A 14,834-nucleotide genomic window follows, 5' to 3' on the forward strand; every position below is an offset into this window, starting at 1 on the left:
CTCTCGACCCATTCGGGTTACTCTGCTCGACGCTTTACCCACAATCACAATAATGAATGCTAGCCGGAGCACGGTCCTTGCCGCCCGGCGAGTCGACAGCCAGGGAATCCGCATGACCAGCACCCCGCTCTCTCGCGAAAATAATACCGAGTCCGTAAATCCGGTGAATTCGGCAACCCGCGTCGCCACAGCCAGCTTCATCGGCACAGCTATCGAGTTCTACGACTTTTACGTTTACGCCACTGCCGCCGCGCTGGTGATAGGTCCGGTGTTTTTCCCGCAGACCTCAGGTACGGCACAGATGCTGTCGTCATTTCTGACCTTCGGTATCGCCTTTCTCGCACGCCCGCTCGGGTCGGCGCTGTTCGGTCATTTTGGCGACCGGATCGGGCGTAAATCGACCCTGGTGGCGTCTCTGCTGCTGATGGGTATCTGCACCACGCTGATCGGCGTATTGCCCGGTTACGCGACTATCGGCGCGTGGGCACCGATTCTGCTATGTGTACTGCGCTTCGGTCAGGGGCTTGGCCTGGGCGGGGAATGGGGTGGCGCTGCGCTTCTGGCGACCGAGAACGCCCCGAAAGGCAAACGCGCCTGGTTCGGCATGTTTCCACAGTTGGGACCTTCAATCGGTTTTCTGGCCGCCAATGGCCTGTTTCTGGCACTGGCCATGACCCTGAGCGACGAGCAGTTTCGCGCGTGGGGCTGGCGAATCCCGTTTCTGCTCAGCGCCGTGCTGGTCATGGTCGGGCTGTATGTGCGCCTGAAGCTGGAAGAAACTCCGATCTTCGCCAAGGCCATGGCCCATCACCAACGCGTCAGCCTGCCGATCGTGGAAACCTTCAGCCAGCACTGGAGGCCCATGCTGCTTGGTGCAGCGTCGATGGTCGTCTGTTATGCGCTGTTTTATATCTCGACGGTGTTTTCATTGAGTTACGGTGTGGCCACGCTGGGCTATACCCGTGAAACGTTTCTGGGGCTGCTGTGCTTTGCGGTGCTGTTCATGGCGGCTGCCACCCCATTGGCGGCACTGGCAAGCGACCGCTTCGGGCGCAAGCCGGTACTGATTGTTGGCGGTGTGCTGGCGATTCTGTCAGGTTTCACCATGGAACCACTGTTAACCCACGGCAGCACCTGGGCTGTGGCGTTGTTTCTGTGCATCGAGCTGTTTCTGATGGGCATTACGTTTGCCCCCATGGGCGCACTGCTGCCAGAGCTGTTCCCGACACAGGTTCGCTACACAGGCGCATCGGCGGCGTACAACCTGGGCGGAATCGTCGGCGCGTCGGTTGCCCCCTTCTTCGCTCAGAAACTGGTGGCGATGGGCGGCTTGAGCTGGGTGGGCGGGTATGTATCTGCAGCTGCGCTGATAAGCGTGCTGGCGGTGTTGAGCCTGAAGGAAACTCGGGATAGGGAGCTATAAGCCTCAAGCTGCAAGCAAGAGTACCACACTCCTGCTTGTAGCTTGCAGCTGCACCCTTACAACTTTACGTCTACCGCTTGCGATGCTCGGGTCGCTTTGGCCCGCGCGGCTTCGATGGACTCATCGCGAGCCAGGGCAACGCCCATGCGGCGTTGACCGTTGACTTCCGGTTTGCCGAACAGGCGCAACGCGGTGTCAGGCTCGGCCAGCGCCGCGCCGAGGTTAGCGAAAGCGGTCTGAGTGGACTGGCCTTCGACCAGAATCACTGCGGAAGCAGATGGCCCGAACTGGCGGATCAACGGGATCGGCAGGCCGAGAATCGCGCGAGCGTGCAGGGCAAACTGCGACAGGTCCTGAGAAATCAGGGTGACCAGACCGGTGTCGTGCGGGCGCGGCGAGACTTCGCTGAACCACACTTGATCGCCCTTGATGAACAGCTCGACGCCAAACATGCCACGACCACCCAATGCCTCGGTCACTGCCCTTGCAACACGCTCGGACTCCGCCAACGCTACCGGGCTCATGGCCTGCGGCTGCCAGGATTCCTGATAGTCGCCCTTCTCCTGGCGATGGCCAACCGGCGCGCAGAACGTGGTGCCACCGATGTGACGCACGGTCAGCAGGGTGATTTCGTAATCGAAGTCGATGAAACCTTCGACAATGACGCGGCCCTTGCCAGCGCGACCGCCTTCCTGCGCGTAATCCCAGGCTTTCTGCACGTCATCAGCGCTCTTGAGCAGGCTCTGCCCTTTGCCCGACGAACTCATGACTGGCTTGACCACGCAAGGGAAACCGAGGTCTTCGACCGCCTTGCTGTACGCCTCGAAGGTGTCGGCAAAGTGGTAAGGCGAAGTTGGCAGCTTCAGCTCTTCGGCCGCCAGACGACGAATGCCTTCACGGTTCATGGTCAGTTGCGCGGCGCGCGCGGTCGGGATCACGGTGAAGCCTTCGGCCTCAAGCTCAACCAGGGTTGCGGTGGCGATGGCTTCGATTTCCGGAACGATGAAATCCGGCTTCTCGGCCTCGATGACTGCACGCAACGCAGCACCGTCGAGCATGTTGATCACATGGCTGCGATGAGCAACCTGCATCGCGGGCGCGTTCTCATAACGGTCAACAGCGATCACTTCAACGCCAAGGCGCTGCAGCTCGATCACGACTTCCTTGCCCAGTTCGCCGCTGCCGCAGAACAGTACGCGAGTCGCGGTGGGCGACAGTGGAGTTCCGATTTGAGTCATCTCAGGTCCTCGTGAAGCAGATATCGAGGGCTGCCTGCCTTATGCAAGCAACCGCTGTGGAGAAAGGCGCGCAATTTACCACGAAGCCCCGGTAAATGGGCGCTCAGCCCGGACAAGCATTGTTGCGCGCTCGCCAGGCCATGATCATCCAGACCAGGGTCACGCCGGCGAACTTCGATGCCAGTGCAGTGAGCACAACTGGTGCAGTCAGGGCGTCGATCATGCCGAAGAAGATAAAGGTATCCAGCGGAATACTGAGTGCCGAGCTGATCCATAACCGGTCACGCAACGGGCGCCTGGTAATACTGAACACCAGCCAGTCAATGCACTCGGAGACCGCGAACGCAATGGCGCTGGCCAGGGCAATGGTCGGATCGCTGGTGACATACGAAAGTACCAGCGCCACCAGCATGGCGATGATCGCGCCATGACCAAAGCGAATCTGCACCATATCGCGCAGCACAAACACCAGCCCGCCCCAGGCAGACCAGATGATGTCCAGATGCGGCGCACTGGAGAAGGCGAAGTTGATCAGCACGACACTGCCGATGTAAGCGATCAGGAAAAGCATGGAGGGTTTGGGCCTGTGCAAGCGAGCGGCAATGATAGCAAACGCGGGCAAGGACCGTGCCCAGGCGTAGGCGAAAGCGCTATTTCTGACGAAGATAATGCATCGACTGCACCGGCCTCTTCGCGAACAAGTTCGCTCCCACAACGACCACGGATAACCTGTGGGAGCGAACTTGTTCGCGAAGGCTATATTCCAAACGCAGCAAATTTTTCTACTGCACCGGCCTCTTGACGAGCAAGTTCGCTCCCACAACGCCCACGGATAACCTGCGGGAGCGAACTTGTTCGCGAAGGCTATATTCCAAACGCAGCAAATTTTTCTACTGCACCGGCCTCTTGACGAGCAAGTTCGCTCCCACAACGCCCACGGATAACCTGTGGGAGCGAACTTGTTCGCGAAGGCTATATTCCAAACGCAGCAAATTTTTCTACTGCACCGGCCTCTTGACGAGCAAGTTCGCTCCCGCAAAGCCCACGGATAACCTGTGGGAGCGAACTTGTTCGCGAAGGCTATATTCCAAACGCAGCAAATTCTTCTACTGTACCGGCCTCTTTACGAGCAAGTTCGCTCCCACAAAGCCCACGGATAACCTGTGGGAGCGAACTTGTTCGCGAAGGCTATATTCCAAACGCAGCAAATTCTTCTACTGCACCGGCCTCTTTACGAGCAAGTTCGCTCCCGCAAAGCCCACGGATAACCTGTGGGAGCGAGCTTGTTCGCGAAGGCTATATTCCAAACGCAGCAAATTTTTCTACTGCACCGGCCTCTTTACGAGCAAGTTCGCTCCTGTAAGGCCATGGGAACGTCAGCGTGCCCCGCCCACCGTCCACATCAACCCGCTGGCCCTGGCGCGCTCGTCGCACAGCCCGAGCACAACACGGCGCTCGTCGTTGCTCATCCGGCTCCACCGGGTGATCTCGCTCACGGTTCGCTGGCAACCAGTGCATATATCCTGCTCATCGAGCGCACAAATGCTCACGCAGGGAGAACGGACCGGCTTTTCAATCGGGGTATCAGTGCTCATCACTCTTCCTGCACAACCAGGTCACGGGCGTAACGCTGGGCATTGTGTACGTAATGGGCGGCGCTGGCTTCCAGCATTTTCTTCTGCACGTCGGTGAGTTCGCGCACCACTTTACCCGGCGACCCCATGACCAGCGACCCGTCGGGAATGACCTTGTTTTCTCCGATCAACGAATTGGCGCCGATGATGCAGTATTTACCAATTTTCGCCCCGTTGAGGATGACCGCGTTGATGCCGATCAGGCTGTAATCGTCAACGCTGCAGCCATGCAACATCGCGTTATGCCCAATGGTCACGCTCTTGCCGATGCTCAGGGGCGAGCCCATGTCGGTGTGCATTACTGTGCCATCCTGCACGTTACTGTTTTCACCGATATGGATCAGCTCGTTGTCGCCACGCAACACCGCGTTGAACCACACACTTGCCCCGGCTTCCAGCCTGACATTGCCGATCAGGACTGCATTGGGAGCAACCCAGCTCTGCGGGTCGGTCTGGACACGGGATTCCCCCAGGCGATATTTCATGCAGCCTCCTCAGGCGGGTCGTACTCATGGGTACGGATTGTTATGAAAAGCACTTTCTGTGGACAGCACTTCTGCTGCAGGCCACTCAGGTTCAGGTGGTCGAGCGTTCAGGCGGATGATGCAGACTGATTTTGCTGTCGTACAGCACATTGACCAGCTCGACGATCATGATCGCGGCAAGCCCCCAGATCTTGTACCCGCCGTAACGGTAACTGGGCACGTACCAACTGCGGCCTTCGTAATCGATGCGGTGCGTGTGTTCACGGGTGTCCTGACGGAAGAACTCCAGCGGTACGCTGAACACCGCCGCGATCTCGCCGTCATTGGGCTGGTATTCGACAAAGTCAGGTATGACACCGACATACGGCGTGACTTTGATGCCATGTTTGGAGATGAGCGGGCTTAACGGGCCGACTACTTCGACCAGCCCGGGAGGCAGTCCGATTTCTTCCTCGGCCTCGCGCAGGGCAGTAAAAATCAGGTCCGGGTCGCCTGGATCGCGTCGCCCCCCCGGAAAAGCCACTTCGCCACCATGTGTCGACAGACCACTGGCACGCAAGGTCAAAATCAGCTCGGGTTGCTCACTGCGGGTGACAGGCACCAAAACAGCCGCCTCGGGGAATCGTCGATCCGAGTCGAGGGTTTCGGGCGTATGACTGACTACACGGCGAAGTAGCTCATCCAGCATGGGAAATCTCGATCTGTTGCCTGTCTGGCATCATGCACCAAAGCGAGGTTGCGCCCAACCCCTCGCAAGGCAACTCCTGTCACACAGAGGGTTGCCGAGCCGCAGCACGACAGGCCAAGATAGCGACTGCGTTCACTATCGACTGACCCCATGAAATTTTGCAGCCAGTGTGGCAACCCCGTTATCCAGCGTATTCCCGAAGGCGACAGCCGATTGCGGTATGTCTGCGAGCATTGTCACACCATTCATTACCAGAATCCGAACATCGTGGCGGGCTGTCTGGTGACGCTGGGCGACAAGGTCCTGCTGTGCCGCAGGGCCATAGAACCGCGCCTGGGCTTCTGGACACTGCCGGCAGGTTTTATGGAAAACGGCGAAACCATCGAACAGGCCGCCCGGCGCGAAACCATCGAGGAAGCATGCGCCACTCTGACCGAGCTGCATCTGTACACGTTGATCGACGTTCCGCATATCAATCAGGTGCATGTGTTCTATCGGGCAGAAATGGCGACTGAGGCGTTTGCGGCAGGAATCGAGAGTCTTGAAGTGCAGTTATTCGACGAAGCCGACATTCCGTGGTCGGACCTGGCTTTCATGACAGTCGGGCGTACCCTAGAATACTTCTTCGCGGATCGGCGTCGGCAGGTTTACCCGGTTCATACCAGCGCCCTTCCCCCGTCACGTCCGTTGCTGGACACCTGAAAGTCAGGGTCGCACACAATATCGGCGCTTTTTATAGAAAGAAGCATCTTCAGGGAAATCGTAATGCGCTGGTTGTTCGCCTTCTTTTGTATGTCATTCGTACCGCTTTCGCAGGCTGCGTTTACCCAGACCATCGTGCCCAAGGGCAGCGAACAGAAAATCATCAACAATAAAGTCATCAATACCGAGAGTATTGCCAGCAAACCGATCGACAAGGTGCTGGTGCTTAAATCGGTTCGCCAGTTGCAACTGATCAGCGGTGGCGAGGCGCTGAAGACCTATCGAATTTCTCTGGGCAAGAACCCCAAGGGCACCAAATTGCAGGAAGGCGACCAACGCACGCCAGAAGGTTTCTACTGGCTCGACTGGCGCAAGCCCAGCAATAACTACAACCTGTCGATGCACATTTCCTACCCGAACATTTCGGACTCGGCACGGGCACGTCGCGAAGGCGTGAAACCGGGCAGCATGATCATGATTCACGGCACGCCGGTGGATGAAGAGTACCCGGAATGGTACTTCCACACGCTGGACTGGACCAACGGATGCATCGCGCTGAAGAACAACGACATGCGGGAGATATGGGATCTGGTGAGAGACGGGACGATGATCGAGATTCGGCCTTGATCATTGCAGCGAGCAGTCAGGATTGGACGTAGAGCGTCCAGAGCGGCATGCCGACGCGGAGCGTCGCACGATAGCTGTCAATCGTTATACATCGTGGGAGCGGCCAGGCGACGCTTAGCTTGCTCGCGAAGAGGCCAGTGCAGCGCCTCAGAACTCTGCCAGCCGCCATACCTCGTAAGCAGGCGTTTCGTAGGGATGGCTCTGCTTGAGAGCCAACACTGCTTGCCGAATCAGATCATCAGCCACGACCAGCTCGACCTTCCATTCCTCCACTGATTCGACCACTCCACTCTGCCCGACAAATGGCTGACTGCCATCCAGCGGGCGGAACTGGCCCTGGCCGAGCACTTGCCATGAACAGTGATCGTAAGCGCCGATTCGCCCTGCACCAGCAGCGAATACAGCGCTCTTGACCTCGTCCACATGGCTCGGCGGAACAAAGAAGGCGAGCTTGTACACGCGCCTTAGTTAACCCAGGCCCGCGCGTTGCGGAACATGCGCATCCAGGCAGCGTCCTCGTTCCAGTCCTCGGGACGCCACGAGTTCTGCACCGCGCGGAACACGCGTTCCGGGTGCGGCATCATGATCGTCACGCGACCGTCCAGGGTGGTCATGCCGCCGATACCGCGCGGCGAGCCGTTCGGGTTGGCCGGGTAGGTTTCAGTGACCTTGCCGTGGTTATCGACGAAGCGCAGTGCCACAGTACCGGACACGTCCGCCTCAAGCAGCGCGTCGTCATTGCGGAACTCTGCGTGACCTTCACCGTGAGCGATAGCGATTGGCATGCGCGAACCGGCCATGCCTTGCAGGAAGATCGACGCCGACTCCTGAACCTGAACCATTGCCACGCGCGCTTCGAACTGCTCGGAGCGGTTACGCACGAAATGGGGCCAGAACTCGCTGCCCGGAATCAGCTCGTGCAGGTTGGACAGCATCTGGCAACCGTTGCACACACCCAGCGTGAAGCTGTCGGCACGCTCGAAGAAGCCCTGGAACGCATCGCGGGCGCGGCTATTGAACAGTGCCGACTTGGCCCAGCCTTCACCGGCACCCAGCACGTCGCCATAGGAGAAGCCGCCACAGGCAACCATGCCCTTGAAGTCGTTCAAGTCGACACGACCGGCAAGGATGTCGCTCATGTGCACGTCAATCGCATTGAAGCCTGCGCGATCAAAGGCTGCCGCCATCTCGACCTGACCGTTGACACCCTGCTCGCGCAGCACGGCAACCTGAGGGCGGACGCCCGTCTTGATGTACGGCGCAGCGATGTCTTCGTTAACGTCGAAGCCCAGTTTGACGGTCAGGCCCGGATTGTCTTCTTCCAGCAGCGCATCGAATTCCTGATCAGCGCATTCAGCGTTATCGCGAAGGCGCTGGATCTGGTAGCTGGTCTCGGCCCACTGACGTTGCAGCAGGCGGCGCTGGCCGCTGAAGACCGGCTCGCCGTGGAAACTGATCGAGACTTCGTCGTTGTTGATCGGCTGACCGATCACCGCAACGCAATCTTCCAGACCGGCAGCGCTGAATTGCGCCAGCACCAGCGGAGTCGCGTCCTGACGCACCTGGATGACCGCGCCGAGCTCTTCGTTGAAGAGGATCGCGCTTAGCTCGGAAACGTTGTCGGCCACACCGTCGAGGTGCAGGTTCAGGCCGCAGTGACCGGCAAAGGCCATTTCCAGCGTGCTGACCAGCAGACCACCGTCGGAACGGTCATGATAGGAGAGGATATGACCGTCTGAATTGAGGCCCTGAATCACGGCGAAGAAGGCTTTGAGGTCTTCAGCGTCATCGACGTCTGGTGCCACACGACCCAGTTTGCCGTGGGTCTGTGCGAGAATAGAAGCGCCCATGCGGTTCTGACCACGGCCCAGATCGATCAGGATCAGGTCAGTGATGCCTTTGTCCATGCGCAGCTCGGGCGTCAGGGTCTGACGAATGTCGACCACTGGTGCAAAGCCGGTCACGATCAGCGACAGCGGCGAAGTCACGCTCTTCTCAGTGCCTTCATCGCTCCAGCGGGTTTTCATGGACATCGAGTCCTTGCCCACCGGGATGGTAATACCCAGCTCCGGACACAGCTCCATGCCCACCGCTTTCACGGTGTCATAAAGACGCGCGTCTTCTCCGGGATGACCGGCAGCCGACATCCAGTTGGCCGACAGTTTGATGTCAGACAGCTTTTCAATACGTGAGGCCGCAATGTTGGTCAGCGTTTCGCCGATCGCCATACGGCCCGAAGCCGGAGCATCCAGAAGAGCCAGCGGCGTGCGCTCGCCCATTGCCATGGCTTCGCCGGTGTTGACGTCGAAGCTGGTAGCGGTCACTGCGCAGTCAGCCACAGGCACCTGCCACGGGCCGACCATCTGATCGCGAGCAACCAGACCGGTAATGCTGCGGTCACCAATGGTGATCAGGAAGCTTTTGCTGGCAACTGCCGGGTGACGCAGTACGCGTTGCACGCTTTCTTCGATATCCAGCGTGCTCGGGTCGAAGTCATCGCCGATCTCGGCTTCGCGCTCGACCGAACGGTGCATGCGCGGCGCCTTGCCCAGCAACACTTCCAGCGGCATGTCCACCGGGCTGTTGCCAAAATGGCTGTCAGTCACGGTCAATTGCGGCTCGGCGGTGGCCTCGCCGACAACCGCAAACGGGCAGCGCTCGCGCTCGCAGATGGCCTTGAAACGGTCGAAATCTTCGACGCCGACGGCCAGCACGTAACGCTCCTGGGATTCGTTGCTCCAGATTTCCAGCGGGGCCATGCCCGGCTCGTCGTTGGGCACGTTACGCAGTTCGAAACGCCCACCACGATCGCCATCGTTGACCAGTTCGGGGAAGGCGTTGGACAGACCACCGGCACCGACGTCATGGATGAAGCTGATCGGGTTACGGTCGCCCAGCTGCCAGCAGCGGTCGATCACTTCCTGGCAGCGACGCTCCATCTCAGGGTTTTCACGCTGAACCGAAGCGAAATCCAGGTCGGCAGAACTTGTACCGGTCGCCATCGAAGACGCCGCGCCGCCGCCCAGGCCGATCAGCATTGCCGGGCCACCCAGCACGATCAGTTTGGAACCCACAGTGATCTCGCCCTTCTGGACGTGATCTTCGCGGATGTTGCCCATACCGCCAGCCAGCATGATCGGCTTGTGATAACCACGAACCTCATCGCCGTGCGGCGTGGTAATGGACTGCTCAAAGGTACGGAAGTAGCCGGTCAGCGCCGGACGGCCGAACTCGTTGTTGAACGCCGCGCCGCCCAGCGGGCCTTCGATCATGATGTCCAGCGCAGTGACGATGCGCTCGGGCTTGCCGTACGGCACTTCCCAAGGTTGCACGAAACCGGGAATCTGCAGGTTGGACACGGTGAAACCGGTCAGACCTGCCTTGGGCTTGGCACCGCGACCGGTTGCACCTTCGTCGCGAATCTCGCCGCCGGAACCGGTCGCTGCGCCAGGAAACGGCGCAATGGCAGTCGGGTGATTGTGAGTTTCGACCTTCATCAGAATATGCACCGGCTCCTGCACCGCGCCGTACTGGCGGGTTTCCGGGTCCGGGAAGAAGCGGCCGGCAACGTTGCCGACGATCACCGAAGCGTTGTCCTTGTAGGCGGACAGCACGCCTTCGCTGTGCATCTGATAGGTGTTCTTGATCATGCCGAACAGGCTTTTTTCCTGGCTCTGGCCGTCGATATCCCAACTGGCGTTGAAAATCTTGTGACGGCAGTGCTCGGAGTTTGCCTGGGCAAACATCATCAGCTCGATGTCGTGCGGGTTGCGCCCGAGACCGTTGAAGCTGGTGATCAGGTAATCGATTTCATCTTCAGCGAGGGCCAGGCCCAGTTCGACGTTGGCTTTTTCCAGCGCCGCGCGACCGCCACCCAGAATGTCCACCGCGGTCAGCGGTTTGGGCTGGGCGTGGCTGAACAGGCTAGCGGCCTGCTCGTGATCGCCCAACACCAGTTGCGTCATGCGGTCGTGCAGGCTGTCGGCGATTGCCTGAGCCTGGGCCTCACTGAACTGACCTTCTACATAGAAGGCAATCCCGCGCTCGATGCGCTGGATTTTCGTCAGGCCGCAATTTCGGGCGATGTCGCTGGCCTTGCTCGACCAAGGTGAAATGGTGCCAAGACGCGGCAACACCAGAAACAGACGGCCGCTCGGCTCTTGAACCGGCACGCTGGGGCCGTATTTCAGGAGACGGTCGAGAACCTGCTGTTCTTCGCTGGTAAGAACGTCGTTGACGTCCGCGAAGTGGGCGAATTCGGCGTACAAGCCACTGACAGCTGAAACTTTTTGTTTCAGTTGTTCTAGTAATTTGCTGTGGCGGAAGGCAGAAAGGGCAGGAGCACCGCGCAGGATCAACATCTTCGGGACAGCCTCGAGAAGGGGGTGTGCTTTGAGGCCGCACATTCTAGCCTAAAGCGGGCCTTTGATCACCCAAAACGGCGGCATCGGGTGCGCCCGAATGTCGCTCCACGCAAAAAAAGTCTGAAAATGCCTGTAAAACCCCCTCGCCTATCAGACGCAGGCTTCACTGTCGAGATATGGCGCCCGGTGCGCTTTGCGTATACTGCACCGATGTTCTTCAGACCAGATTTCCGCCCACGTTGCGCCAAGTGGCTCATCGCAACCGGACTCTTCCTGATGCTCGGCGCCTGTGTGGAGAAACCCACCACACTGGAGCGAGTCAAGGAGGACGGCGTGCTGCGGGTGATCACCCGTAACAGCCCGGCGACTTATTTTCAGGATCGCAACGGCGAAACCGGCTTCGAATACGAGCTGGTCAAGCGTTTCGCCGACGATCTGGGCGTCGAACTGAAGATCGAAACGGCCGACAATCTGGACGATCTGTTCGACCAGATGAACAAACCGGGCGGTCCGGTCCTGGGTGCTGCGGGCCTGATCGAGACGCCAAAGCGCAAGCAACAGGCGCGTTTCTCGCACTCTTATCTGGAAGTGACCCCTCAGGTTGTCTACCGCAACGGCCAGTCGCGTCCCACCGACCCGGGCGACCTGGTGGGTAAACGTATCGTGGTCCTGAAAGGTAGCGCGCATGCCGAGCAGCTTGCGGCACTCAAGGCGCAGAATCCCGGCCTTGAATATGAAGAGTCGGACGCGGTCGAGGTCGTCGATCTCCTGCGTATGGTCGATGAAGGCCAGATTGACCTGACGCTGGTCGACTCCAACGAGCTGGCGATGAACCAGGTGTACTTTCCCAACGTGCGTGTAGCCTTCGACCTGGGCGAAGCCCGCGAACAACGCTGGGTGGTTGCACCGGGCGAAGACAACAGCCTGCTCAACGAAATCAACGCTTACCTCGACAAGGTCGAGAAGAATGGCACGCTGCAACGTCTGAAAGACCGTTACTACGGCCACGTCGATGTACTTGGCTACGTTGGCGCCTATACCTTTGCCCAGCATTTGCAGGAACGCCTGCCCAAATACGAGAAACACTTTCAGACATCGGCCAAGAAAGAACAGGTCGACTGGAGATTGCTGGCCGCCATCGGCTATCAGGAATCAATGTGGCAACCGGCCGTTACCTCGAAAACCGGTGTGCGCGGCCTGATGATGCTGACCCAGAACACCGCTCAGGCGATGGGCGTGACCAACAGGCTCGACGCGAGACAGAGCATTCAGGGCGGGGCAAAGTATTTTGCCTATGTAAAGGATCAGCTGGACGACTCGATTAAAGAGCCAGATCGCACTTGGCTAGCTCTCGCGTCCTACAACATTGGCAGCGGTCACCTCGAAGATGCGCGCAAATTGGCCCAGAACGAGGGGCTGAATCCTGATAAATGGCTGGACGTGAAAAAAATGCTGCCGCGTCTGGCGCAGAAGAAGTGGTACAGCAAGACACGTTACGGCTACGCCCGAGGCGGCGAGCCGGTACATTTCGTTGCCAACATTCGTCGCTATTACGACATTCTGACCTGGGTCACGCAGCCTCAGCTTGAGGGCAGCCAGGTCGCCGATGGCAACCTGCATGTTCCCGGCGTCGACAAGACCCAACCGCCTGCGCCGCCTGCACCTGCTTCAGGCAGCAGCCCGGACAAGCCTGCGCTCTAAACGCCGCCCTGGTTTTTGTCTGCATCCTTGGCCGCCCGGCGCATTCTGAAAAACTCGCTCAGCATTGCCCCGCATTCCTCGCCCAATACCCCGCCCTCAAACAGCACGCGGTGATTGAGAAAGCCCTGACTGAAAAACTGCCCCTGGCTTTGAACGATGCCTGCCTTGGGCTCAAGCGCGCCGTAAACCACGCGCGCCACCCGCGAATGCACGATCAACCCGGCGCACATGCTGCATGGTTCCAGCGTCACGTAAAGCGTACTGCCTGACAGCCGATAATTGTCCAGCGCCCTGGCGGCATCACGAATAGCGACCATTTCGGCATGCGCACTGGGGTCGCTTGCGCTGATCGGGCAATTGTAACCACGACCAATGATCTCGCCGTTCTGCACCACGACTGCACCGACTGGCACTTCGCCCAGCAATGCGCCTTGCGCGGCGAGCGCCAGTGCCTCGCGCATGAAGTCCTGATCCTTGCTGCGGTCGATGATTTGCGGCTGACGCATCACGACACCTCGATGGCGGCCATGAGACCAGTTTCCATGTGATCGATCACATGGCAGTGGAACATCCACACACCGGGGTTATCCGCCACCAGCGCGACCCGCGCCCGCTCGTTGCGGCCCAGCAAGAACGTGTCGGTAAAGTACGGGATGATCTTGCGCCGATTGGACGCGATCACCTTGAAACTCATGCCGTGCAAGTGAATCGGGTGTTGATACTGAGTCATGTTCTTCAATTCAAAGATGTAGCTCTTGCCCAACTTCAATTTGGCGATAGGCCGGTCGGCGCAAGTCTTGTCGGTAATGTCCCACGCTTCGCCGTTGATCTGCCACAAGCTGGGCGGCTTGCCGTTGTCGATGTTGACCGACATTGAGCCCACCCATTCGAAGTTGAAATTGATCTTCTCGGCGTTATCCATATCCGGCTCGGCCACCGGATTGGCCGGCAGCTCAGGTGGCCATTGACCGGGCGCTTCGTTATTGGCGACTGACCGAAATGTCCCCAAACGCACCGGGCCGTTACGCAATGAAATTTCCTCACCCACAGGCGGTGCCTTGATTGCCAGACAGATGCGCATGCCCGGCCCCAGCCAGTACTCGTCGCCAAACAGCCGCGGCGTGACCGGGTTGCCATCCAGCGCATAAATCTGCGCCTCGGCGTCCGGCAGGTTGAGGCGGTAGGTCACGGTATTGTCGAGGTTGAGCAAGCGCACACGGGTAATCTGCCCAGCAGGCAATTCAATGACCGCCTGCGGAACACCATTCAATGTCGAAAGCCGCCCCGCCGTACCTTCACGTGCCGCCTCACGCAGCACGCTGAACTCGGTAAACGCGCCAACTTCATCCACATGCCAGCTTTTCAGGCTGACCGTGCGCTCATGGGCGAAACCGGTGGGCTCGCGCTCTTCAACGATCAGCGGCCCGACCAACCCGCGGCCCAGCTCTTCACTGCTGCTGACGTGCGGGTGATACCAATAGCTACCGGCATCCGGCACACGGAATTTGTAATCGAAATATTCGCCCGGCTTCACTGGCAACTGAGAAACGTATGGCACGCCGTCCATCTCCAGCGGCAAGCGGATGCCATGCCAGTGAATGGTCGTCTCGACCGGCAGCTGGTTGATGAAGCGCAAGCGCAACCACTCGCCCTGCCGCACCCGCAATTCGGTGCCCGGCGCAGAACCGCCAAACGCCCAGGCAGGTGTCTTGTGGCCAGAGACCAGTTCTATATCCAGCGGTGCAGCGATCAGCACGAAGTCCGAACCCGCTTGCGACTCACGACGCCCCATCCAGTAACGCGAAGCACCACCCGCGCCAAGGCCGACTACAGCAAGACCGGCGATGCCTGTGAGGATCTGACGACGGGTAAAGGACATGAACGGCGGGACCTCGAAAACGACGACTGAGCGCATCTGCGAGCAAATGCGAGGGGCGAATACGATACACCTGCATTTGCGTAAAGATAAGGG

General features: G+C 59.2%; 12 protein-coding genes and 1 pseudogene. 4 read left to right on the forward strand and 9 right to left on the reverse strand.

Annotated elements, in window-relative coordinates; all coding sequences use genetic code 11:
• Positions 1 to 112 precede the first annotated feature (112 nt).
• Positions 113 to 1,423 (forward strand): MFS transporter, encoded by a 1,311-nt coding sequence (locus tag AC4ANE_RS21145; protein WP_002552517.1) that lies wholly within the window; start codon positions 113 to 115, stop codon positions 1,421 to 1,423.
• 56 nt (positions 1,424 to 1,479) lie between these two features.
• Here AC4ANE_RS21145 and purT read toward each other — a convergent pair whose 3' ends face one another.
• The 5 genes from purT to AC4ANE_RS21170 all read right to left on the reverse strand — a co-directional run bounded on the left by purT (position 1,480) and on the right by AC4ANE_RS21170 (position 5,468).
• Positions 1,480 to 2,661 carry a formate-dependent phosphoribosylglycinamide formyltransferase gene (gene purT / locus AC4ANE_RS21150; protein ID WP_002552516.1) on the reverse strand — a complete coding sequence of 394 codons (1,182 nt, stop codon included), beginning with the start codon at positions 2,659 to 2,661 and terminating at the stop codon, positions 1,480 to 1,482.
• A gap of 103 nt (positions 2,662 to 2,764) precedes the next feature.
• Positions 2,765 to 3,232, reverse strand: coding sequence for a hypothetical protein (locus tag AC4ANE_RS21155; protein WP_002552515.1), 468 nt, complete (start codon positions 3,230 to 3,232; stop codon positions 2,765 to 2,767).
• Between the two features lie 805 nt (positions 3,233 to 4,037).
• The gene (locus AC4ANE_RS21160) at positions 4,038 to 4,256 is read right to left on the reverse strand and encodes a DUF1289 domain-containing protein (protein WP_002552514.1); all 219 of its coding nucleotides are present in this window, start codon (positions 4,254 to 4,256) and stop codon (positions 4,038 to 4,040) included.
• Positions 4,256 to 4,780 (reverse strand): gamma carbonic anhydrase family protein, encoded by a 525-nt coding sequence (locus AC4ANE_RS21165; protein ID WP_002552513.1) that lies wholly within the window; start codon positions 4,778 to 4,780, stop codon positions 4,256 to 4,258. Before AC4ANE_RS21165 ends, AC4ANE_RS21160 begins: the two co-directional genes overlap by 1 nt.
• A 91-nt stretch (positions 4,781 to 4,871) precedes the next feature.
• Positions 4,872 to 5,468, reverse strand: a complete 597-nt coding sequence (locus AC4ANE_RS21170; RefSeq protein WP_031596212.1) for a CoA pyrophosphatase — start codon at positions 5,466 to 5,468, stop codon at positions 4,872 to 4,874.
• Between the two features lie 150 nt (positions 5,469 to 5,618).
• Between AC4ANE_RS21170 and AC4ANE_RS21175 the strand changes: the two genes are divergently transcribed.
• Positions 5,619 to 6,170: an NUDIX hydrolase gene (locus AC4ANE_RS21175; RefSeq protein ID WP_002552512.1), complete on the forward strand. Its 552-nt coding sequence runs from the start codon at positions 5,619 to 5,621 to the stop codon at positions 6,168 to 6,170.
• Between the two features lie 204 nt (positions 6,171 to 6,374).
• Positions 6,375 to 6,797 (forward strand): annotated as a pseudogene (locus AC4ANE_RS21180) (L,D-transpeptidase family protein); the annotation flags it as partial.
• A 147-nt stretch (positions 6,798 to 6,944) separates the two neighbouring features.
• Here AC4ANE_RS21180 and AC4ANE_RS21185 read toward each other — a convergent pair.
• Both AC4ANE_RS21185 and purL read right to left on the reverse strand, forming a co-directional pair.
• Positions 6,945 to 7,256, reverse strand: a complete 312-nt coding sequence (locus AC4ANE_RS21185; RefSeq protein WP_002552510.1) for a YqfO family protein — start codon at positions 7,254 to 7,256, stop codon at positions 6,945 to 6,947.
• A gap of 5 nt (positions 7,257 to 7,261) precedes the next feature.
• Complete coding sequence (gene purL, locus AC4ANE_RS21190; protein WP_460408507.1) at positions 7,262 to 11,158, reverse strand: phosphoribosylformylglycinamidine synthase; 3,897 nt, start codon at positions 11,156 to 11,158, stop codon at positions 7,262 to 7,264.
• Positions 11,159 to 11,371: 213 nt separating this feature from the next.
• On the opposite strand from purL, the gene mltF reads away from it, so the two are divergent.
• Positions 11,372 to 12,862, forward strand: coding sequence for a membrane-bound lytic murein transglycosylase MltF (gene mltF / locus AC4ANE_RS21195; protein WP_002552508.1), 1,491 nt, complete (start codon positions 11,372 to 11,374; stop codon positions 12,860 to 12,862).
• Here the strand turns inward: mltF and tadA are convergent.
• Both tadA and AC4ANE_RS21205 read right to left on the reverse strand, forming a co-directional pair.
• Positions 12,859 to 13,368 carry a tRNA adenosine(34) deaminase TadA gene (gene tadA / locus AC4ANE_RS21200; RefSeq protein WP_002552507.1) on the reverse strand — a complete coding sequence of 170 codons (510 nt, stop codon included), beginning with the start codon at positions 13,366 to 13,368 and terminating at the stop codon, positions 12,859 to 12,861. The genes mltF and tadA overlap by 4 nt on opposite strands.
• Positions 13,368 to 14,741: a multicopper oxidase family protein gene (locus AC4ANE_RS21205; RefSeq protein WP_002552506.1), complete on the reverse strand. Its 1,374-nt coding sequence runs from the start codon at positions 14,739 to 14,741 to the stop codon at positions 13,368 to 13,370. Before AC4ANE_RS21205 ends, tadA begins: the two co-directional genes overlap by 1 nt.
• Positions 14,742 to 14,834 lie beyond the last annotated feature (93 nt).

It is taken from the genome of Pseudomonas sp. Pme6b, assembly GCF_058129925.1.